Below are 21,030 nucleotides of genomic sequence, written 5' to 3' on the forward strand. Positions count from 1 at the left end.
AGAAGTCCAGACAGGTCCAAACACCGCTGCTGCTCTGGTCAGGACCGCGAGCTGTTGGTGGCGATCCAGATGACATGGCGCGCGCCGCGCTTGCCGTTGGCGCGCGTGTTGACTTCCTCGACAGCGAAACCTGCCTGTTTCAACCGCCGCGTGAAGCCGGCATCCGGCCCTTGCGACCATACGGCCAGGACGCCGCCCGGTCTTAGGGCGGTGCGTGCGGCGGCGAGGCCAGCCACGCTGTAGAGCGCGTCATTGCCCTTGTGGACGATGCCTTCGGGGCCATTGTCGACGTCGAGCAGGATCGCGTCCCAGGCAATGGGTGCGGACCGTACGAGCTGACCGACATCGGTTTCGTGGATGGTGACGCGGGGATCATCGAGCGAGCCGGCAAAAATCTCGGCCATCGGGCCGCGCGCCCAGGCGACGACGGCCGGCACCAGCTCCGCGACGACGATCTCGGCATTGTCGCCCAATTCGGCGAGGGCAGCGCGCAGCGTAAAACCCATGCCGAGCCCGCCGATCAGGATTCTCGGCCGACGATGACCCGCAATCCGCTGGCAGGACAGTTTTGCCAGCGCTTCCTCGGAGCCGCTCAGCCGGCTGTTCATCAGCTCGTTGGTACCGAGCATGATCGAGAATTCAGAACCGCGCTGTTTCAGCCGCAGTTCCTGCTGGCCATCAGGCGTTTTCGCGGAGTGCAGCTGGATCCAGGGAATCACGACTTAGGCCGCGGCAACGGCCGGCTGGCTCCAGCGGGCGGCGAGAAGCCGGTAAGGGATCAGAGCCACGACAGCGATGATCAGTTTCACGCTGAGGTCGCCGAGCGCCCAGGACACCCAGCGCATGGCGTCGACATGAAACACGCCCATCAATGGGGCGCTCTCCAGCGCAAACCCGTCGCTTGGGCCGACGAAGGCAAAGGCGGCTGAAAAGGCGACGCCGAAGAACACGAGGGTGTCGAACACCGATCCGACCAGCGTGCCGACGATCGGCGCCCGCCACCAGCTCTGCCGGCGCAAACGGTTGAACACGGTCACATCGAGCAATTGTGCGGACAGGAACGCCGCTCCGGAAGCCGCCGCGATGCGCACCAGCCGGTCGGCTGATGTCTCGAATTCGATCAGGCCATGGCGGAACAGGAAGGGCGGGACGAGGATCGAGCAGACCACCGCCGTCATGAAGCCGACAAAGACGATCCGGCGCGCCACGGCAGGCCCGTAACGGCGGTTGGCGAGGTCCGTGACCAGGAAAGAGAAGGGATAGGTGAAAGCGCCCCAGGTCAAAACGTCGGCGAGCGACAGGCCGCCGACGTTTCCCTGCATGGGAAACTGCACGAGGATGTTCGATGCCACGACGACAAGCGCCATGGCAGCCACGAAAGGCAGGTACCGCGAAAAAGAAGACATTTTTTTATCCTGGGTAATGGAACCAGCGGAGCATCATGCCGAGGCAGCGCTCGCTTCGTAATTGAGCATCGGAGTGTCGAACCTTGCGGATCTATCCGATGCTCAGCGGCCAGCAAGGAGGTTGGCCAGGCGGTCGTCCCCCGCCTTTATCTGGATGTTACGCAGCGACCTGCTCGGCAAGCTTCTTGGCGATCTGCTTCTTCAAGAGACGCGCGCGCTGCGACAGTTCCTTGACGTCGGCCTTGGCCAGGAAGGCATCGAGGCCGCCGCGATGTTCGACCGAACGCAGCGCGTTGGCCGAGATGCGCAGGCGTACATTCTGGTTCAGCGCTTCCGAAATGAGCGTCACATTGACGAGGTTCGGCAGGAAGCGACGCTTGGTCTTGTTGTTGGCGTGGCTCACATTGTTGCCGGTCTGGACTGCCTTGGCAGTGAGTTCGCAGGTGCGGGACATGGTTCTAACCTTCAGTTCTCTCGGGGCCTGCCAAACCTTTGTACCCGCGCCGGGTGGCGCGCGGTTCTGGTCAGGCGGCCTTATGGAAAAGTTGGCGTTCCATAGTTGCATTTCACCGGGTCGTCAAGCTCCGGCTTCCGCACGGAAGCGCCCGGCTTTTCATATTAAGGCCGGATTTCACCGTATAAGCGGTCTCATAGGGACACGCCAGACCGGAGACGCCCGCCTCCGGCCGAAACCAAGGATCCGATCCCGCCATGCCTCGTTCGTCTCACGCGCTTGTTGCCGCGCTTGTCATCGCCTTGCCGACCGCTGCGTCCGCTGCCTCGCCGCAGTCGTTCAAGGGCGAATACACGGTGTCGTTCCTTGGTCTCTCGATCGCCAGATCGACCTTTTCCAGCCATTATGAGAACGGTGCCTACGCGATCGAAGGCAGTGTCTCGGCGGCGGGTCTGGCCAAGCTGTTCGACGACACGCGGGGCACGATCTCGTCAAAAGGCACGATTTCGGGCCAGAAAATGGTGCCGCAGGCGTTTCGGGCCGACTACACTTCCGGCAAGAAGGCGTCTTCGATCGACATTCGCTTTAGCAATGGCAACGTGACCTCGACGCGGGTTATCCCCGCTCCGGGCAAGCGCGATCCCAAGGCCTGGGTGCCACTCGGCGCCGGCGACCTGGCATCGGTGCTCGATCCGATGGCGGCGACCGTCATCCATGCCGACAGCCTCGACCAGGTCTGTGGCCGCAAGGTCAAGTTCTACGATGGTGAGATGCGCGCCGACCTGACGCTGACCTACGCCTCGAAAGGAACGATCTCGGTGCCGGGCTACAAGGGCGACACCGTCACCTGCCAGATGGGTTTCGAGCCGGTGGCGGGTTATCGCAAGGGCCGCAAGGCGCTCAATTATCTCAAGAACAAAAGCCGCATGATGGTGACGTTTGCACCGCTCGGCCAAACCGGCGTATATGCGCCGATCCACGCCACGGTCGGAACGCAGATCGGCACCTTGACCATCAGCGCCAGACGGTTCGAAGCGGTACAATAAGGCACGCCACCGGGGACAGAACGGGCGCGCCACTGGAGACAAAATGAGGCGCGCAACACTGATCGGCTTTTCGGCGGTCGCCATGTGGGCATTGCTGGCGTTGCTGACGGATGCGTCCGGCAAGGTGCCGCCATTCCTGTTGTCGGCCATCACCTTCTCGATCGGCACAGGCGTAGGGTTTGTCGCGCGACTGTTCATGCCGGCCACCGACAGGAGCCAAAAGATCCCTCCTCAGGTCTGGGTGATCGGCATTGCCGGCCTCTTCGGCTACCACTTCTTCTACTTCACCGCGCTGCGCAACGCGCCGGCGGTCGAGGCGAGCCTGATTGCCTATCTCTGGCCGTTGCTGATCGTGCTGGGCTCGGCGCTGATGCCGGGCGAGAAGCTGGCCTGGAACCATGTCGTCGGCGCGCTGCTCGGCCTTGCCGGCACCGTGCTGATCGTCACCAAGGGCGGCGGCCTGGCTTTCGATGCGCGCTACGCCTTCGGTTACGCCATGGCCGCCGTCTGCGCCCTGCTATGGTCGTCCTATTCCTTGCTGTCTCGACGTTTCCCGTCGGTGCCGACCAGCATCGTCACCTGGTTCTGCGCGGCAACCGCCGTGCTGTCGCTCGTCTGCCACCTGGCGCTGGAACAAACGGTTCTGCCTGACGGCGCCGGCCAGTGGCTGGCCGTGCTCGGGCTCGGCCTGATGCCGGTGGGCGCGGCCTTCTATGCCTGGGACATCGGTGTCAAGCGCGGCAACATCCAGGTGCTGGGTGCCGCGAGTTACGCGGCGCCGCTGCTGTCGACGCTGGTGCTGATCGCGGCCGGCGTCGCCGAACCGTCGCTGCGCATTCTGGCCGCCTGTGTGCTCATCACCGGCGGCGCGGCGCTAGCGGCAAAATCGCTGTTCCTGCGCAAGCCGGCCACGGAGAGCGGAGTCAGGGCATCCGAAGACGGAGCCAGGGCATCCGAAGGCGAAGCCAGGGCATGACGATGCCGTTTGCTGGGGGCATCGACGCCAACGCCAATGCGACGCTGATCTTTTCGCTGGTGGCGGCGGTGATCTATGCCTTCACGCTTGGCATGCCGCCGACGCTGGCCCGCTCGGCGGCAAAGACAATTGCCGTTGCGATGCTCGCCGTACTCGCCGCAATACAAAGCGGGCCGCTGCTGCTGGTCGCCGCCCTTGCGCTGAGCGCCATTGGCGATGCCTTCTTGTCGCGCGACGGCGAAAAAGCCTTTCTGGGTGGACTGGCCAGTTTTCTCGTCGCCCACATCGTCTATGTCGCGTTGTTGCTGCGCAGCGGTGCCGGATTGGAGTTGCTTGGCGCCGAGCCCTGGCGCAGCGCGATCGCGCTGGCCATGGCGGTGTTCGCGATCGTCATGCTGGCGGCGCTTTGGCCCCGCGTTGGTCCCGGCTTACATATACCGATTGCCGTCTATGTCGTGGCGATCCTGGCGATGGGCATGTCGGCGCTAACGACAAGCAATGTCTGGGTGATCGGTGGCGCCGTGCTGTTCATGGCATCGGACGGGCTGCTCGCCATGGAGAAATTTTTAGTGGCCGCCGTCTCGCAGCATCGCGCCTGGATGCGTTTCACCGTGTGGGTTCTGTACTACGCCGCCCAACTGGCGATCACGCTGGGATTCCTGCTGGGCTAAATCGGCTTCGGCTGCCAGCCCGGCTCGGCCAGTTCGAAGGCGGCGAAATCAAAACCCGGCGCCACCGTGCAGCCGACCAGCGTCCATTCGCCCAGTGTACGCGCCGATTGCCACCAGCCCGCCGGCACGACGATCTGCGGCCGTTCACCCGCCGCGAGCTCGATGCCGAGCACCTGCTCGATAATGGCGCCGCTTTCTTCCCACATCGACAGCGCCAGAGGCGCGCCGGCATAAAAGTGCCAAAGCTCGGCGGCGTCCCTGACCCGATGCCAGGCCGAAACCTGATGCTGTTCCAGCAGGAAATAGATGGCGGTCGAATGGCCGCGCGCACCGCCGGCTTCGTCGCGAAAGGTTTCCGCGTACCAGCCGCCTTCCGGATGCGGCTTCAGGGCGAGTGTTGCGATGATTTCCGCGGAACTGGTCATCGGCAGAAAGCTGGCATCAGAAATTGTCCTTGCGCTTGCGGATCTCGGCGAAGACCTCGGCATCCCCGGCCTTTTCCATGCCAAGATGCTTGCGGATTGCCGGATCGTGCCAGCGCAGGAAGGGATTGGTCGACAGTTCCTCGCCGATCCTCGTCGGCAGCGTCGGCTTGTTGTCGACCCGCAGCGCCTCGATCCGCGCGGCGCGCTCCTTCAACGCCGAATTGGTGGGGTCGACGCTCAGCGCGAAACGGGCATTGGCGAGCGTGTATTCGTGGCCGCAATAGATTGTCGTCTCGGCGGGAAGGGCCGCGAGCTTCCGCAGCGATTCGTACATCACCGGCGGCTTGCATTCGAACAGCCGTCCACAACCCAGCGCAAACAACGTATCCGCGGTGAACGCCACTTTCGACAACGGCAGATGGTAGGAGACATGGCCAGCGGTATGCCCGGGCGTGGCGATCACTTCGATGCGCTCATGGCCGAGATGCAGGACGGAGCCTTCTTCGACGGTTTCATCGATGCCGGGGATCTTGGCCTTTTCCGCCTCCGGGCCGACGATGCGCAGCTTGAAGCGCTCCTTGAGCGCCAGATTGGCCTCGACGTGATCCATATGATGATGCGTGGTCAGGATCATCGTCGGCGTCCAGCCGGTGCGCTTGATCGCGGCCAGGATCGGCGCTTCCTCGGGCGCGTCGATAATCGCGGTCTGGCCGCTTTCGGGGTCATGCACCAGCACGCCGAAATTGTCGGTGCGGCACATGAACTGTTCGATTTCGACCGGCATCGCATTTCTCCATTTGCCGCCGCAGACATAGGGCGCCGCTGCGTGAATGTCATCCCGGATGAGAAAGCGAATGTCATCCCGGTTGACAAGCAAAGCGAATGTTATCCTGGGATGTCAAATTGACATCCGCCGTGCCGGCCGCTTTGGCCTTTTGTTGAATCCGGCTGACATCACGGCTACATCCCTGACATGCATTCCGACATCGTCGACCTTCGTTCCTTCTATTCGACAACGCTCGGCCGGTTCGCCGAGCGCTCGATCACCATGGCGCTGTCGTCGATATGGGCCGCGGTGCCCAATGAGCGGCTGGTCGGCCTGGGCTATACCTTGCCCTGGCTGGAACGCTTCGGCACCGACGCCGAGCGGGTCTTCGCCTTCATGCCGGCGACCCAGGGCGCCGTGGTCTGGCCGGCGGCCGGGCCAACGGCGACGGCCCTGGTGTTCGACGAGGAACTGCCACTGGTCGATTCCTGCATCGACCGCATGCTGCTCGTCCATTCGCTCGAACACGTCGAAAACCCGCGTGAAACGCTGAACGAGATCTGGCGGGTGCTGTCGCCGGCCGGGCGCGTCGTCATCGTCGTGCCAAACCGGCGCGGTGTCTGGGCGCGCTTCGAACATACGCCGTTCGGCAATGGGCGGCCCTTCTCACGCGGGCAGCTCACCGAATTGCTGCGTGAGGCGAATTTCACGCCCGCCGCCTGGTCGGATGCGCTGTTCTTCCCGCCATCGCGGCGGCGTTTCATGATGCGCTTCCACAATGTGCTGGAGCGCGCCGGCCGGAGGCTGTGGCCGATCTTTTCCGGCGTCATTGTCGTCGAAGCGCAGAAACGGCTCTATCAAGGCGTGCCGGTGGCCCAGCGTGCGTCCCGCCGCGTCTTCGTGCCGGTGCTGTCGCCGCATGGCGCGACACGGCTCGGCCGGCGGGCCGAGGCAAGGGGTGTGGCATCGCCCCGGCAAGTGACACCTTCGTGATCGCGATGGAAACTTGCATCGCGCCGCGTCTTTCCGACCTATCTGTCGTGCTGGGCTCGCGGAGTGGTTGAGGGGCTGCCGCCGTCGGCTCCCTTCATCCGGTTTCAGCTTCGCTACTGAACGCAAGGACCTCGGCCATGGCTGATCAATTGGACAATCAGGCCACCATTCAGCCGGTCGCCGTCGCCAGCAGCCTGCGCGATCAGGTGGTGACGATCAAGCGGGCGCTGATCGGATCACCGGTTCGCAAGTGGTTGCTGTGGACGTCGCTCGGCATCATGGGCGTCATTATCGCGACGTCGATCGGCCAGGTCTTGCTCAACCGCTGGAACCAGCCTTTCTACGATGCCCTCGCGCGCCGCGACATGGCGGCCTTCCTGCATCAGCTGATGGTCTTTGCGATGATCGCGGGCGGACTGCTGGTGCTCAATATCGGCCAGACCTGGCTCAACCAGATGATCCGGCTGAAGTTGCGCGAGGCGCTGACGCTGGACCTGATCGACCAATGGATGCGGCCGGCGCGCGCCTTCCGGCTGGCCAATGCCGGCGCCATTGGCGTCAATCCCGACCAGCGCATGCAACAGGATGCCGCGCATCTCTCGGACCTGTCGACGGATCTTGGTGTCGGCCTGCTGCAGTCGTTCATCCTGCTCGTGTCCTTTGTCGGTGTGCTGTGGGAACTGTCTTCGGGCTTCGTCTTCCACGTCAACGGCTGGTCGCTGGCGATACCGGGCTACATGGTTTGGGCCGCGTTCCTCTATGCCGGTACCGCCTCGTGGCTGAGCTGGCTGGTCGGGCGGCCGCTCATCAGCCTCAACAGCGACCGCTATACGCGCGAAGCGGAGCTGCGCTCCTCGATGGTGCGCGTCAACGAGAATGTCGATGCCATCGCGCTGTACCGTGGGGAGGATGACGCCAAGCGACGGCTGCAACTCGACCTCGGCACGGTGCTGGGCGCCATGCGGCGCATCTACACCGCCCAGATCAATCTGTCCTGGGTAACCGATACCTATGGCTGGATCACGGTCGTGGCGCCGATCCTGGTCGCCTCGCCGGTCTATTTCTCGGGGGATATCAGCTTTGGCGGGCTGATGATGGCGGTCGGGGCCTTCAACCAGGTCCACTCCTCCCTGCGTTGGTTCATCAACAACATCGGCAGCATTGCCGACTGGCGCGCCACGCTGATGCGTGTCGCCGACTTCCGCATCGCGCTCGATGAAACCGATGTGCTGCACGACAAGGAGAAGCGCATCGAATTCGCCGACAACGCCAATGGCAACCTGACGTTCGAGAAGCTTCAGGTGGCATCGCCGGACGGATGCACCAAGCTCGCCGACCAGCATGTCGAAATCCATGCCGGCGAGCGCGTCATGATCACCGGTGAACCGGGCGCCGGCAAGACGCTGTTCTTCCGCGCCATTGCCGGGCTGTGGCCGTGGGGCAGCGGGCGGATCGGCCTGCCGGCGGGGGAAACCATCATCTTCGTGCCGCGTGTGCCCTATTTGCCGGCCGGCACGCTGCGCGAGGTCCTCAATCACCCGAACGGGCATGCGCCGGCGAACGACGCCGACATTTCAGCGGTGCTTGCCGAGGTCGGTCTTGGACGGCTGTCGTCGTCGCTCGACCGCGTCGGACGCTGGGACCATGAGTTGGGCGATGACGAACAGCGATTGCTGGGCGTGGCCAGGCTCGCCTTGCGACAGCCAAAATGGGTGATCATCGACGAAGCCATGGATGCGTTCGACGGACCCTCGCTGCGGCGCGTGCTGTCGCTGCTGGAGAAGCGCCTGCCCGGCGCCGCGATCATCAACATCGGGCGCGGCCAGCACAACAATCAGTTCTTCCCGCGTTCCCTGACGATCGTTAAGGATTCCGACGCGCCCGCGCTGAAACCTGCCCACGTCAGGGCGGGTGCCATCGAGCCGCCGCCAGCCGCGGCAAGCCTCCACCACAGGAAGTAGCAGTTTTTCCCCCGTTGCGGCCCGTTGCCTGGCCGCCAAGGCCCTGCGGTCGGCATCTCGCTGCGGGACGAGAAGGAATGCGCCCTGCAACGCGCCGTGCTCGATCGCTGAGCTGTCGCCGGTCAGGCCGGTGGAATTCCAAACTTGCCACGAACTTCGTCGTAGAGGTCGCGCCGCCAGCGGCGGCCGTGGAGATAACCGTTGATCAGTTCCGGCAATGAATAACCAAGCGCGTCAGAAGAGCGGTTGGCCATGTATCCCGCAAATGCCTGTGGTATTCGCCCCCGGAGAATATCGGCGATGATCTGCCGCGTGATCATAAAGGGAGGGACATGGGGGTAGGAGCGAGCGATGTGCGGATGCTTACTCATCAGGATCGCGTAGGCTTCGACATAGCCGTCCCTGCGGCCTGAAATCGAATTCTGCGAATTGTGCTTCGTCCAGTCGATATCTTCCGATAATTGCGCGCCGAAGCGCTGTGCGAAGCGCAGCAGAAGCTCGCGGTCCTGCATCCGGGGAATGTCGCTGTCATAGCCGCCGATGGCCAGCAAAGCCTCGCGCCTGGCCGTTATAGCCGATCCGGCTATGAAGGCCGTCTGCGCAACCACCGCCCGCTCCAGCATTGGCGGGTTCAGGAAAGCGCCGCGGTTGACGCAGGCGGTGCCGCGGCCACCCTTCACCGAGACATATGAGGAGAGCAGGACTTCGAGCGCTGGATTGTCGTCGAACCATGCCAGCGTCCGTTCGAGCCGGTGTGGCAGGAAGAGATCGTCCGAATCAAGAAAAGTCACCACGGGCGCCCGGGCTAGCTCGATGCCGGCATTCCTGGCGGCATTGGCGCCGCGCCACTTCGCGCCGACATAGATCAGCCGGGGGTCATGGATGCGGGCGAGCGCCGCCTCGGTCCCGTCCGTCGAACCATCGTCGACGACGATATGTTCAAATCGCGGCATGCTCTGGGAAAGCACGCTTTCGACGGCGCGGAGCACCGTTTCGCGCCGGTTGTGAGTCGGCGTGATCACCGTGATGAGGGGAGCCTGTTCGGTCTTCCCGATCATATCACGTCGGCCGCCTCCAGCGCGTAAACACCCTTCGCGCCAGGTCCTTTGATCATCGGGATGGCTAAATGGATCGGACTTCCCCCTGGATGGGCCTCATCGGATTCGGTGCGACGCTACAAAAAACAACCTGCCATGTCACCCCGTCGTGCCGTCGTTCGACCGACCAGGCATGATGAATTCCAGCTCATGGCGCTTCAACTGCAACACTTTCGCACCCGCTGAAAGACGCGCGGCCACCCTCAAGGATTGGCAGTCGCGCCTGCGGGCGTCGCCCATTTCATTATCGCTTCAGCAGGAACACTGCTTGTTGGCCAAAGAAATTCCAGAACCACCATGGCATCGACAGGCCGATCTTCTGGCCGTTGGCGTCGAGCGCGGTCGCCTTCTCCACTGTCGCGCCAAGCTCTTCGCACAAATTGACGAAGTCTCGGATCGTGCAGAAGTGGATGTTGGGCGTGTCGTACCAGGAATAGGGCAGGTCGCTGGTCACAGGCATGCGGCCCTTGACGAACAGCGACAGGCGCACCCGCCAGTGACCGAAATTGGGGAAAGACACGATTGCCCGGTTGCCGATCCTGAGCAGCTCGTCGAGCACCAGCTTCGGGTTGCGGGTGGCCTGCAGGGTCTGCGACAGGACAACGAAGTCAAAGCCCTTGTCGGGATAGAATTCGAGATCGGTGTCGGCGTCGCCCTGGATGACACTGAGACCGCGCGCCACGCATTCGTTGACGCCACGCTGCGACAGCTCGAGTCCGCGACCGTCGACCTGCTTGGTGTCCTGCAGCAATTCGAGCAATGAGCCGTCGCCCGAGCCGACGTCGAGCACACGCGATTGCGGCGGGATGAGGTTGGCGACGACCTCGAGGTCGACGCGTTGGCTGCCGTTGACGCTCATGGCTTCGCCTGGTGGACGGCGCGTGACCTTGGTCCGAAACGTCTGCAACTTTTCGGGGTCATGGCTTCGCCGTCCTGTTTGGCGCATGACCTTGATCCGAACGTCTGCAACTTTTCGGGGTCATGCGCTGAGCCCCCTGGCGCGCGCGGCCGAGCCGATGAAGCCGTTGATGGCGGCAAACAGTTCCGGCTCGTCGAGCAGGAAGGCGTCGTGGCCGCGATCGGTCTCGATCTCGACGAAGGATACCGAGGCGCCGGCGGCGTTGAGTGCGTGGACGATGGAGCGGCTCTCTTCTGTCGGGAACAGCCAGTCCGATGTGAAGGACACCAGGCAAAAGCGGGTTTTCGTGCCGGCGAAGGCGTCGGCCAGCCGGCCGCCATGATCGGCGGCGAGGTCGAAATAATCCATCGACCGCGTCATGTAGAGATAGGAGTTGGCATCGAAGCGGTCGACGAAGGTCATGCCCTGGTGGCGCAGATAGCTCTCGATCTGGAAGTCGGCATCGAAGCCGAAGGTCAGCGCTTCGCGGTCCTGCAAATTGCGTCCGAATTTGCGGTGCAGGGCGGCTTCGGACAGATAGGTGATGTGGGCGGCCATGCGCGCCACCGCCAGCCCTTTCTCCGGGCGCTTGCCGTGTTCGAAATATTTGCCGCCATGCCAGTCCGGATCCGCCATCACGGCCTGCCTCCCGACTTCGTGGAAGGCGATGTTCTGTGACGAATGGCGCGCCCCGGTGGCGATCGGCAGCGCCGAGAACACGCGCTCGGGATAGCTCGACGCCCATTCCAGAACCTGCATGCCGCCCATCGAGCCGCCGAGCACGCAGAACAGTTTCTCGATGCCGAAATGGTCGATCAGCATCTGCTGCGCGCGCACCATGTCGCGGATGGTGATGACCGGCAGGTCGAGGCCATAGGGTTTACCCGTGGCCGGGTTGGTAGAGGCCGGACCGGTGGAACCCAAGCAGCCGCCGATGACATTGGAGCAGATGACGAAGAAACGGCTGGTATCGATGATCCTGCCCGGTCCGATCAGCACTTCCCACCAACCGGGCTTGCCGGTTACCGGATTGGTGCTGGCGACATGCTGGTCGCCGGTCAGCGCGTGGCAGACGAGGATGGCATTGGAGCGGGCATCGTTCAGCGTGCCATAGGTCTGGTAGGCGATCTGGAACGGCGACAGCAGCGTGCCGGCGTCGAGCTTGAGCGGCTTGTCGGGTCCGAAACGCAACACCGGGCTCGACGGTTGGTCGGCCTCGTTGTTGGTCTTTCCTGCACGCAGAGCGGCCATCACGTCTCTCTTGCTGCACCGTGCGCTCGTGGAAATCGTTGCCGATCTCCGCCGCCGATGCGTCCGTCCGGCCGGTCGCGGACAACAAAAAACCGGCATTGCCTTCGCAAAGCCGGTTACGTCACGCAAACGGCCCTTTAGCGAATTGTTTAACGTGGCTGCAAGCCGACCGGCCAAATCACCACGGAACTGTCATCGTCTTTTTAGAACCCGCCTGCCTCGCCGTCAATGGCGGCGGCTGGCACCACTGCCACCTCTCGACATTGCGTGCCATGGCTTGTATTTCCGCAGCGGCCTCCGGATGGAGGCGTTTTCGACGGATTTTGCAAGATATGAACCAGACACCGGATCAGGCACGTCCAACTCCGCGCGCGGGCATCATGGACATAGAGGCCTATGTGCCCGGCAAAAGCTCGGCGGCCGCCGGTGTGGCCAAGGTCTACAAGCTGTCGTCGAACGAGAATCCGCTTGGGCCTTCGCCGAAGGCGATCGAGGCCGCGCGCGAGGTCGCCGGCAAACTCGACATCTATCCCGACGGCAGCGCCAAGCGGTTGCGCGAGGCTATCGCCGAGGTGCATGGCCTCAACGCGCAAAACATCATCTGCTCCAACGGGTCGGACGAGATCCTCGGCCTGTTGGCGCAGACCTATCTCGCGCCCGGCGACGAGGCTATGTTCACCGAACACGCCTTCATGGTCTACAAGATCTACATCCAGTCGGCAGGTGCCACCCCGGTCGTGGTCAAGGAGACCGACGAGCGCGCCGACATCGACGCGATGCTGGCGGCCGTCACGCCGCGCACGAAAATCGTGTTCCTGGCCAATCCCAACAACCCGACCGGCACCTATGTGCCGTTCCAGGAGGTGCGCCGCCTTCATGCCGGACTGCCGGGAAACGTGCTCCTGGTGCTCGACGCGGCCTACGCCGAATATGTCCGCCGCAACGACTACGAAGCCGGCATCGAGCTGGCCGGCAGCGCCGAGAACGTGGTGATGACCCGCACCTTCTCCAAGATCGGGCTCGGCGGCGCGCGCATCGGCTGGATGTATGGTCCCCTGCATATCGTCGACGCCATCAATCGTGTACGCGGCCCCTTCAACGTCAATGCGACTGCGATCGAGGCTGGCATCGCCGCGATCCGCGACCGTGCCCATGTCGAGCGCAGCGTGGCGCATAACGAGACCTGGCTCACCTGGCTGAGCGGCGAAATGACCGGGCTCGGGCTGCGCGTGACGCCGAGCGTCGGCAATTTCCTGCTCATTCATTTTCCCGACGATCAGAAGCATTCCGCGGCGGCGGCTGACGATTATCTGAGCGCGCGCGGCTATATTCTGCGGCGCGTTTCAGGTTACGGCTTTCCCAACGCGCTTCGCATGACCGTCGGCACTGAAGAGGCCAATCGCGGCGTTGTCGCCGCGCTCACGACATTCCTGAAAAGCTAGAACGTCTAAAGAGCTGGAACACCATGGCATCACCGATGTTCGAAAAGATCGCGCTGGTCGGTATCGGCCTGATCGGCTCGTCTCTGGCCCGCGTCATCCGACGCGAGGGCTTGGCTCGCCATGTCGCCATCTCGACGCGCAGTGCGGCAACGCTCAAGCGAGCCGAGGAACTGGGCCTTGGCGATTCCTACACCATCGATGCCGGGGACGCGGTGCGTGATGCCGATCTGGTCGTTGTCTCGGTGCCGGTCGGCTCATCCGGCGCTGTAGCGGAGGAAATCGCGCCGGCGCTGAAAAAGGGGGCGATCCTCACCGATGTCGGCTCGACCAAGGCCTCGGTCATCGCGCAGATGCAGCCGCATGTGCCTGAAGGCGTCCATTTCATTCCTGGCCATCCGCTGGCGGGCACCGAAAAATCCGGCCCGGATGCCGGGTTTGCCGACCTGTTCGACAACCGCTGGTGCATCTTCACGCCGGTGCCGGGCACCGATCCGGAAGCGCTGGAACGGCTGTCGGAATTCTGGCGCCGCTGCGGCGCCAACATCGACACGATGGACCCGCAGCATCACGACATGACGCTGGCCATCGTCTCGCATCTGCCGCACATCATCGCCTACAACATCGTCGGCACCGCCGACGATCTGGAATCGGTGACCAAGACGGAAGTGATCAAATATTCCGCCTCCGGTTTTCGCGATTTCACGCGTCTGGCTGCCTCCGATCCGACCATGTGGCGGGACGTGTGCCTGCACAACAAGGATGCCATCCTGGAAATGTTGGCGCGGTTCTCGGAAGACCTGGCGTTCCTGCAGCGCGCCATCCGCTGGGGCGACGGCGACAAGCTCTTCGACCTGTTCACCCGCACCCGCGCCGTGCGCCGCTCGATCATCGAGGCGGGCCAGGATATCGACGCGCCCGATTTTGGCCGCCAGGCGGTCGAGCATCCGGCAAAGAGCTAGGTGATTTCAACCGGCCAGGCGGTTGCCATCATGGCGAGCGTCTCCGCCCGATCCGGCGCGCCCAGCCGGCCGCCGAAGCGCAGGCACTTGAGCGCGGCGGCCGCGCTGGCAAAGCGCAGTGCGTGCTCGACCGCCATGGCTTCCGCCAGCCCGACGGCAAAGGCGCCATGAAAGACATCGCCGGCGGCCAGCGTGTCGACCGCCTTGACCCTCGGTGCCTCGACATGGCGGGATGATCCGGCGCTTCGGTCGAACCACCAGGTACCCGCCGCGCCGCCGGTGACCGCGACGAACGCATCGGTGCGGGACGCCAAATCGGTGCAGGCGGTCTCCAGATCCAGCGCGTGGCCGCATATGATGCGGACCGCCGGCTCCGAGGCGACGATGTGCGAGGCGAGCGGCAATAATCGCTCCAGTACCGCCAGGGGCGCGGTATCGGCATCGAGTATGGCTGGGCGGCCGGCGGCGCGCGCCGCCTTAAGGCAAGCGCCGCGGCGCCCGGCCAGCGCACGTCGGCCAGTACGGCGTCGAATGCCGTTATGTCGGTGAACGGCAAAACCTCGGGATCGGCCTGCGCGCGCGCGTCGTAGAAAGGCACGATGATCCGCTCGCCATGCGCATCGACCAGGATCGAGGCCAGTGCCGAGCGGGCGCCGCTGACGCGGCGTACATGGCTGCAATCGACGCCCTCGGCCTCTATCCCGGCAATCAGCAGATCGCCGACCGGATCGTCGCCGGCGCTAGCCCATAGCGACACCTCGGCACCCAGGCGATGCGCGGCGCAGGCCGCGCTCGTCGCCATGCCCGAGGCGATCTGGATGCCGTCCGAGGCGATGAATTTTCCCTGATGCGTGGGCAGTGATTCGACACGAAGAATGGTGTCAAGCGTCAGTGCGCCGACGCTCAGCAGCTTTGCCGGCCCCGCCATCCGTTAGTTGACCGGCTTGATCTTGCCCAGCGGAATGAAGCCGAGGGAAGCCTTGCCCTTGACCACTTTCAGCGGCATGGACGGTTCGCTGCCAAGCAGCGCCAGGGCGCCAAAACCCTGCTCGATCGCATTCTTCTGCTCGGGTATGGCGCCGGCAAGAATAGATGCCACCGCCTTGGGATCCTTGATCCTGATCATCAGGTCGGCGTCGACGAGACCCTCGGCATCGACTGACAGCGGCCCGGAAACGGTGACGCGCGCCGTGCCGGACGACAGATCGAGGTTGCGGATTTCGATCCGCTGGCCGCGCAGGCTTTTCACCTGCGTGCCGATCAGCGCCACGCCGTTCTTCAGTGTCACGTCGCCGCTGGCATCGAGCGCCGGCAACACCCGCCCGCCGATCGCGTCGGCATCGATCTCGAGATCGCCAAAGCTGCCGACATAATCGAGATCGCCGTTGTTGGGCTGCAATTGGCCTGACGCCTTGCCGGCACTGAACAGTTCCACCGGATCGGTGTCGTCGGCCGGGTCGGTCTGGCCCGACAGGCCCTCGGCCTGCAGCGCTACACGCCGGGGCAGCGGGTACCACAATTTGACGTTGGCCTGCAGATTGTCCCAGTCGATCCAGAGCGGCATCATGCCGGGGACCGAGGTCCGGAGCGGACCGCGTAGATTGGCAACAGGCGACAAGGGCTGGACGATCTGGGCGACGGCGTTGAAGGAGCCGGCCGAGGCGGCAATGCTCTTGGCGTCGTCCTCGTAGGCGAGGTTGTCGCAAGAGACGGCAAAGCTCAGTGGATAGCCACCGACCTGGAGGTTGGCGCAACCGGCCTCGATGCCGCTCTTGTTGAGCGTGGCAACCGCCTTGTCGGCCTCGGACCGGACCCTGTTGGCCAGATAGAACCAGCCGGCGCTGTAAATGGCGAACAGCACGAGGATGAACGCGGCAAGCCACCACAGGCGGCGACGGTTACCCGGTTGGCGTTCGTCACTTGACGTCATGCTTTGGCTCTCATTAACGCATGGATGGTGTGGACGGATTCTCAGGTTCCGAACACTAGGTAGACAGAGACGGATGGAAAAAACACCGGTTACCGGTGCGGTGCTGCCATTCTTTTTGCAATCAGGCGCGGTGATATGGGCGATTTTTGGGTGTTCGGCTACGGTTCGCTGATCTGGCGGCCGGGTTTCGCTCATGTCGAGACACGACGCGCCCGCCTGCATGGCTATCGCCGCTCGCTCTGCGTCTATTCCTTCGTGCATCGCGGCACGCGCCAGCGGCCCGGACTGGTGCTTGGCCTCGACCATGGCGGCTCCTGCGTCGGCCTTGCGTACCGCGTCCCTGGCGAATTGCGCGACGAGGTCATTGCCTATCTGCGCGAGCGCGAACTCGTCACCAGCGTCTATGTCGAGCGGATGCTCAAGGTTCGCCTCGACGGCGGTGGCACGGTGGAAGCCGTGGCCTACATCGTCGACCGCAAGCATGAGCAATATGCGGGCGCGCTGGACGCGGCGGATGCGGCGGCCGTGGTGCGCGGCGCGGTCGGCCGATCCGGCGACAACGAGGATTATGTGCTGAGCACGCTGAAGCATCTGGAACCGCTCGAGATTCGCGACCACTGGCTGGAGGATGTGGCGCACCGGATAGCGACTTTGTGAAGCGCTGGCTCCGCGGAAAAGGGTGGCCAGGCCTTTGACCTCGATGCGGCAAGACCTAGGTTAGGCTCCGAACCCAGCCAGCGGGCGGCATCCGCCCGGTCCCAATCACCACGGAGATCCGTCTTGCAGAAACGCCGTCTCGGTCGCACCGACCTTTCCATCGCGCCGCTGGTTCTGGGTGGCAATGTCTTCGGCTGGACCGCCGACGAGAAGACTTCTTTCGATCTGCTCGATCGCTTTGTCGGTGCTGGCCTCAATGCCATCGACACGGCCGACGCCTATTCGCGCTGGGTTCCCGGCAACAAGGGCGGTGAATCGGAAACCATCATCGGCAAATGGATGAAGGATCGTGGCAATCGCGACAAGGTCGTGGTGGTCACCAAGGTCGGCTCAGACATGGGGCAGGGCCACAAGGACCTGTCGGCCGCCTATATCGAAAAGGCTGTCGATGCATCGCTGAAGCGGCTGCAGACCGAATTCATCGACCTTTACCTGTCGCACTGGCCGGATCCGACCACGCCCTATGAGGAAACCCTCGGCGCCTATGAGAAACTGCTCGCCAAGGGCAAGATCCGCTATGCCGGCTGTTCCAACCTCGACGCCGGCCAGTTGCGCGCGGCACTTGACGTGGCAAGCCTGCGCGGCCTGCCGCGCTATGAGGTGCTGCAGCCGGAATACAATCTCTATGACCGCTCCTCCTTCGATGGCCCGCTGCGCGATCTCTGCGTGGCGGAGAATATCGGCGTCATCACCTATTTCAGCTTGGCCAAGGGCTTTCTCAGCGGCAAGTACCGCAGCGAGGCCGATCTCGGCCAAAGCGAGCGCGGCGGCGGGGTGAAAGACTACCTCAATGCGCGTGGCATGCGCATCCTGGCGGCGCTGGACGCGGTGTCGGCCAGGCATTCGGCCAAACAGGCGGAAGTGGCGCTTGCTTGGGTTATCGCGCGGCCCGGCATCACCGCGCCGATCGCCAGCGCGACCAAGCCTGAGCAGATGGACAGCCTGATCCGCGCGGCGTCGCTGAAGCTGTCCGCGGACGACATGGCCGAACTCGACAAAGCCAGCGCCTGAGGTTGCGACGCTGGTGCTGACCACGCTGGCGGTGTACGGCTGACGGCCGGTGGTCAGGAGGCTTCAGGCCTTCGCGCCGAGCTCCCGAAGCCGCTTCACCGCCGTTGGCGGCAGGGCCGGCGGGTTTGATGCGCGGGATGCCTCGAGGAGAAGCTGGTCGCAGGCAGCCTCGGTCTCACCGATCAGCCGCGCCATGAACTCGTCCTTGCCCAGGCCAGGCGGTATAGGCGGCAGGAAGCGCGCCTTGACGGTGCCGGGATAGCGCAGGAACTTGCGGCGCGGCCAATAGAGGCCAGCGACATGGGCGACCGGCACGACCGGAACGCCAAGCTGCGAATAGATTTCGACGATGCCGTATTTGTAGGCCGGCTCGTCGCCCGGCGCCCGGCGCGTGCCCTCGGGATAGATGATCAGCTGGCGCGGGTTGCGCGCCATTTCTTCCTTGGTCGCCGCGACCACCGCCTTCAAGGCCTTGGAGCGGCTGCCGCGATGCACCGGGATCATCCGCATCTTCAAGATGTACCAGCCGAAGAAGGGGATCCAGGTCAGCTCGCGCTTGAGGATGTAGAGCGGGTCCTGGAGGAAGGGGAAGAAGGCGATGGCGTCCCAGAAAGACTGGTGCTTGGGCGCCAGGATGAAGGAACCCTCGGGCAGGTTTTCCTGCCCGGTGATGTCGTTTTTGGTGCCGGCGATCTTGTCATAGAGCCACATCGAGGTGCGCGACCAGAATTTCGGCACGAACCAGGCGCGGTGGCGGGGCGACAGGAAATAGTACGGGGTCCAGAGGATCATCTGGACGATCAGATTGACGTAGAAGACGAAATTGAACGCCAGCGATCTGACATAGAGCATGGGGGAGGTCCGGTGAGGAAGTGTGCGTTGGTTACACCAAGCGCGGAGAAAAAGGAACGGTGCGATACTGTCCGTCCTACCAGGTCGCCTGCGCCAGGCGTTCCCTCAGGCGGGGGGCGGCGAAGTCGAGGAAGGCGCGCAGTTTCACCGGCAGCCGGCCCTGGCCCGCATGCACCAGGTTTACCGGCCAAGGCTCGGGTTCGAAATCCCTGAGCACGGGGCGCAGTGTTCCCGAGCGTGCGGCGGCGACAATCTGGTAGGAAAGCACCCGTGTCACTCCGACACCGGCGATCGCCGCATCAATCGCCGCCTCGGCGGTGTTGACCCGGAGCCTTGATCGGACCGGCACGACAAAATCAGCCTTGTCCACGGTGAAGGTCCAGGTGGCGAGCGAGCCAAGGCCCTCGAAGGTAATGCAGCTGTGCGCCTCGAGATCTCCCGGAGTTTCTGGAATGCCGCGTCCTGCCAGATAGGCAGGGCTTGCGCAGACAACATGACCGATCGAACCGACCCTGATGGCGACCATGCGCGAATCCGGCAGCCTGCCGATACGGACGGCGAGGTCGATATGATCCTCGGCCAACTGGCTTATCCTGTCGCCGAGCGTCAGGCGGATATCCACCAGGGGATAGGCGGCGAGGAAGTCGGTGACGACCGGCAGCACGTGAAGACGGCCGAAGACGATCGGCGCGGTGATGATCAATTCCCCTGTCGGGGCGCTGTATTCGCCGCCGGCGGTGCGTTCGGCGTCGCCGACCTGGTCGAGGATGCGGCGGCAGGCAGCGAGATAGGCATGGCCGGCGTCGGTCAGTGTCAGCCGCCGCGTCGAGCGGTTCAACAGGCGTGTCTTCAGGTACCGCTCCAGTTCGGAGACCTTGCGGCTGACTGTTGCCAAGGGAACGTCCGAATGGCGCGGGGCGGCGGAAAGGCTGCCGCCCGCCGCCGCCGCGACGAAAAGGGACATGGCTTCGAGACGATCCATCATTTCTTCCAGAAAATGGAAGGGTTGGTTGCAAATATGGCATCTACATCCGCAACATGGAAGGCTGCATATAACGGGGGCACACCTCAACCAGGAAATCTCTATGCCCCGCATCGCTACGCCTTCGTCCATCGCTGCCGCTCCCGCCGCCGCGCAGCCCATGCTGCAAGTGGTGGAAAAACAGCTTGGTGTCGTGCCGAACCTGTTTCGATGGTCGCCAACAGTCCGGCGGCGCTGGAAGGCTATCTCGGCATGATGGGCGCGCTGGCCAAGGGCCGGCTTCCGGCGCCGACACGCGAGCGCGTCGCGCTGGCGATCGCCGAGATCAATGGCTGCAACTACTGTCTGTGCGCGCACACCTATCTCGGCAAGACGCTCGCAAGCCTTGACGATGCCGAGATGATGGCCAATCGCCATGGCGGCTCCATGGACCCCAAGGCAGCCGCGGCGGTGCGTTTTGCAGCCCGGGTTGCGCAAAGCCGCGGACATATCGCCCAGGAGGATATCGCCGCTGTCAGGCTCGCGGGCTATGACGACGGAGAGATCATCGAGATTGTCCAGCATGTCGCCCTGAACGCCTGGACCAACTATATCAATGAAGTTGCCCAGACCGAGATCGATTTTCCGGTTGTTTCCGCCCGCAATGCTGCCTGAATCCGGATAGGAGCGGCGGTGCCCGCCGGTCCCCACCCTTCATGCCGCAGAGGAAATCCCATGTCTGAGAGCCGCCCGCCGCTTCCGCCCTTCACCGCCGAGACGTCAGCCCAGAAAGCGCGCATGGCCGAGGATGCCTGGAACTCGCGCGATCCGGCGCGGGTGGCGCTCGCCTATACGGCGGACAGCCGTTGGCGCAACCGCGCCGAGTTCCTGCAAGGCCGCGATGCCATCCAGGCGTTCCTTACGCGCAAATGGAGCCGCGAACTCGACTACCGGCTGATCAAGGAGGTCTGGGCCTTTCACGGCAACCGCATCGCCGTGCGCTTCGCCTATGAATGGCGCGACGACAGCGGCTCATGGTTCCGCAGCTACGGCAACGAGAACTGGGAGTTCGACGAGCACGGGCTGATGCGGCTGCGCATCGCCAGCATCAACGACCTGCCGATCGCCGAGGCCGAGCGCAAATATCACTGGCCGCTCGGCCGGCGGCCGGACGACCATCCGACGCTGTCGGAGCTCGGTCTTTAGAAGCATTC

Annotated in this window: 21 protein-coding genes, 2 pseudogenes and 1 riboswitch; of the genes and pseudogenes, 11 read left to right on the forward strand and 12 right to left on the reverse strand. The window is 63.8% G+C overall.

What is annotated here, in order from left to right:
- Positions 1-38: 38 nt before the first annotated feature.
- The 3 genes from LB554_RS21680 to rpmB all read right to left on the reverse strand — a co-directional run bounded on the left by LB554_RS21680 (position 39) and on the right by rpmB (position 1,860).
- Positions 39-719 (reverse strand): spermidine synthase, encoded by a 681-nt coding sequence (locus LB554_RS21680; RefSeq protein WP_224586895.1) that lies wholly within the window; start codon positions 717-719, stop codon positions 39-41.
- A gap of 3 nt (positions 720-722) precedes the next feature.
- Entirely contained in the window at positions 723-1,406 is a 684-nt protein-coding gene (locus tag LB554_RS21685) for a queuosine precursor transporter (RefSeq protein WP_140823982.1), read from the reverse strand.
- A gap of 157 nt (positions 1,407-1,563) precedes the next feature.
- Positions 1,564-1,860 carry a 50S ribosomal protein L28 gene (gene rpmB, locus LB554_RS21690; protein WP_010911765.1) on the reverse strand — a complete coding sequence of 99 codons (297 nt, stop codon included), beginning with the start codon at positions 1,858-1,860 and terminating at the stop codon, positions 1,564-1,566.
- Positions 1,861-2,117: 257 nt separating this feature from the next.
- Here rpmB and LB554_RS21695 point away from each other — a divergent pair, with 257 nt between their 5' ends.
- From LB554_RS21695 to LB554_RS21705, 3 genes are read left to right on the forward strand one after another with little or no spacing between them, the layout of a single operon-like run.
- Positions 2,118-2,906: a DUF3108 domain-containing protein gene (locus tag LB554_RS21695; RefSeq protein WP_015315511.1), complete on the forward strand. Its 789-nt coding sequence runs from the start codon at positions 2,118-2,120 to the stop codon at positions 2,904-2,906.
- 43 nt (positions 2,907-2,949) lie between these two features.
- Positions 2,950-3,882 carry a DMT family transporter gene (locus tag LB554_RS21700; RefSeq protein ID WP_224586898.1) on the forward strand — a complete coding sequence of 311 codons (933 nt, stop codon included), beginning with the start codon at positions 2,950-2,952 and terminating at the stop codon, positions 3,880-3,882.
- Positions 3,879-4,553, forward strand: a complete 675-nt coding sequence (locus LB554_RS21705) for a lysoplasmalogenase family protein (RefSeq protein ID WP_224586899.1) — start codon at positions 3,879-3,881, stop codon at positions 4,551-4,553. Before LB554_RS21700 ends, LB554_RS21705 begins: the two co-directional genes overlap by 4 nt.
- Here LB554_RS21705 and LB554_RS21710 read toward each other — a convergent pair.
- Together LB554_RS21710 and gloB are read right to left on the reverse strand one after the other, a co-directional pair.
- Positions 4,550-4,978 carry a cupin domain-containing protein gene (locus tag LB554_RS21710; RefSeq protein WP_140874958.1) on the reverse strand — a complete coding sequence of 143 codons (429 nt, stop codon included), beginning with the start codon at positions 4,976-4,978 and terminating at the stop codon, positions 4,550-4,552. The two genes, LB554_RS21705 and LB554_RS21710, sit on opposite strands and share 4 nt — an antisense overlap.
- Before the next feature lie 16 nt (positions 4,979-4,994).
- Positions 4,995-5,762: a hydroxyacylglutathione hydrolase gene (gene gloB / locus LB554_RS21715; protein ID WP_224586901.1), complete on the reverse strand. Its 768-nt coding sequence runs from the start codon at positions 5,760-5,762 to the stop codon at positions 4,995-4,997.
- 189 nt (positions 5,763-5,951) lie between these two features.
- On the opposite strand from gloB, the gene LB554_RS21720 reads away from it, so the two are divergent.
- Entirely contained in the window at positions 5,952-6,737 is a 786-nt protein-coding gene (locus LB554_RS21720; RefSeq protein WP_015315516.1) for a class I SAM-dependent methyltransferase, read from the forward strand.
- Positions 6,738-6,874: 137 nt separating this feature from the next.
- Positions 6,875-8,698 (forward strand): ABC transporter ATP-binding protein/permease, encoded by a 1,824-nt coding sequence (locus tag LB554_RS21725; protein WP_140823978.1) that lies wholly within the window; start codon positions 6,875-6,877, stop codon positions 8,696-8,698.
- Between the two features lie 122 nt (positions 8,699-8,820).
- Here LB554_RS21725 and LB554_RS21730 read toward each other — a convergent pair whose 3' ends face one another.
- The 3 genes from LB554_RS21730 to metX form a co-directional block, all read right to left on the reverse strand.
- Positions 8,821-9,756, reverse strand: a complete 936-nt coding sequence (locus tag LB554_RS21730; protein WP_140874962.1) for a glycosyltransferase family 2 protein — start codon at positions 9,754-9,756, stop codon at positions 8,821-8,823.
- 283 nt (positions 9,757-10,039) lie between these two features.
- On the reverse strand, positions 10,040-10,654 hold the full coding sequence (metW, locus tag LB554_RS21735) for a methionine biosynthesis protein MetW (RefSeq protein WP_015315519.1): 615 nt from the start codon (positions 10,652-10,654) through the stop codon (positions 10,040-10,042).
- Positions 10,655-10,774: 120 nt separating this feature from the next.
- On the reverse strand, positions 10,775-11,944 hold the full coding sequence (gene metX, locus LB554_RS21740; protein ID WP_015315520.1) for a homoserine O-acetyltransferase MetX: 1,170 nt from the start codon (positions 11,942-11,944) through the stop codon (positions 10,775-10,777).
- 117 nt (positions 11,945-12,061) lie between these two features.
- Positions 12,062-12,139, reverse strand: a riboswitch (SAM riboswitch).
- 137 nt (positions 12,140-12,276) lie between these two features.
- Here metX and hisC point away from each other — a divergent pair.
- Positions 12,277-13,386 carry a histidinol-phosphate transaminase gene (gene hisC / locus LB554_RS21745; RefSeq protein WP_015315521.1) on the forward strand — a complete coding sequence of 370 codons (1,110 nt, stop codon included), beginning with the start codon at positions 12,277-12,279 and terminating at the stop codon, positions 13,384-13,386.
- Positions 13,387-13,409: 23 nt separating this feature from the next.
- The gene (locus LB554_RS21750) at positions 13,410-14,345 is read left to right on the forward strand and encodes a prephenate/arogenate dehydrogenase family protein (protein WP_015315522.1); all 936 of its coding nucleotides are present in this window, start codon (positions 13,410-13,412) and stop codon (positions 14,343-14,345) included.
- On the opposite strand, the pseudogene LB554_RS21755 reads toward LB554_RS21750, so the two are convergent.
- Positions 14,342-15,273 (reverse strand): annotated as a pseudogene (locus LB554_RS21755) (sugar kinase). The gene LB554_RS21750 and the pseudogene LB554_RS21755 overlap by 4 nt on opposite strands.
- A gap of 3 nt (positions 15,274-15,276) precedes the next feature.
- Positions 15,277-16,275: a DUF2125 domain-containing protein gene (locus tag LB554_RS21760; protein WP_140662853.1), complete on the reverse strand. Its 999-nt coding sequence runs from the start codon at positions 16,273-16,275 to the stop codon at positions 15,277-15,279.
- A 135-nt stretch (positions 16,276-16,410) separates the two neighbouring features.
- Between LB554_RS21760 and LB554_RS21765 the strand changes: the two genes are divergently transcribed.
- Both LB554_RS21765 and LB554_RS21770 read left to right on the forward strand, forming a co-directional pair.
- Positions 16,411-16,932: a gamma-glutamylcyclotransferase gene (locus tag LB554_RS21765; protein ID WP_224586903.1), complete on the forward strand. Its 522-nt coding sequence runs from the start codon at positions 16,411-16,413 to the stop codon at positions 16,930-16,932.
- A 123-nt stretch (positions 16,933-17,055) separates the two neighbouring features.
- Positions 17,056-18,003 carry an aldo/keto reductase gene (locus LB554_RS21770; RefSeq protein WP_224586905.1) on the forward strand — a complete coding sequence of 316 codons (948 nt, stop codon included), beginning with the start codon at positions 17,056-17,058 and terminating at the stop codon, positions 18,001-18,003.
- Between the two features lie 63 nt (positions 18,004-18,066).
- Here LB554_RS21770 and LB554_RS21775 read toward each other — a convergent pair whose 3' ends face one another.
- Positions 18,067-18,855 (reverse strand): lysophospholipid acyltransferase family protein, encoded by a 789-nt coding sequence (locus LB554_RS21775; RefSeq protein WP_015315527.1) that lies wholly within the window; start codon positions 18,853-18,855, stop codon positions 18,067-18,069.
- A 76-nt stretch (positions 18,856-18,931) separates the two neighbouring features.
- Positions 18,932-19,837 (reverse strand): LysR substrate-binding domain-containing protein, encoded by a 906-nt coding sequence (locus LB554_RS21780; RefSeq protein WP_224586907.1) that lies wholly within the window; start codon positions 19,835-19,837, stop codon positions 18,932-18,934.
- Positions 19,838-19,940: 103 nt separating this feature from the next.
- Here LB554_RS21780 and LB554_RS21785 point away from each other — a divergent pair.
- Positions 19,941-20,491, forward strand: a pseudogene (locus tag LB554_RS21785) (carboxymuconolactone decarboxylase family protein).
- A gap of 60 nt (positions 20,492-20,551) precedes the next feature.
- A complete protein-coding gene (locus tag LB554_RS21790; RefSeq protein WP_023770795.1) occupies positions 20,552-21,022 on the forward strand; it encodes a DUF1348 family protein in 471 nt (156 codons plus the stop codon).
- The last annotated feature ends 8 nt before the right edge of the window (positions 21,023-21,030 follow it).

It is taken from the genome of Mesorhizobium sp. CO1-1-11, from assembly GCF_020164995.1.
Classification (GTDB): Bacteria; Pseudomonadota; Alphaproteobacteria; order Rhizobiales; family Rhizobiaceae; genus Mesorhizobium; species Mesorhizobium australicum.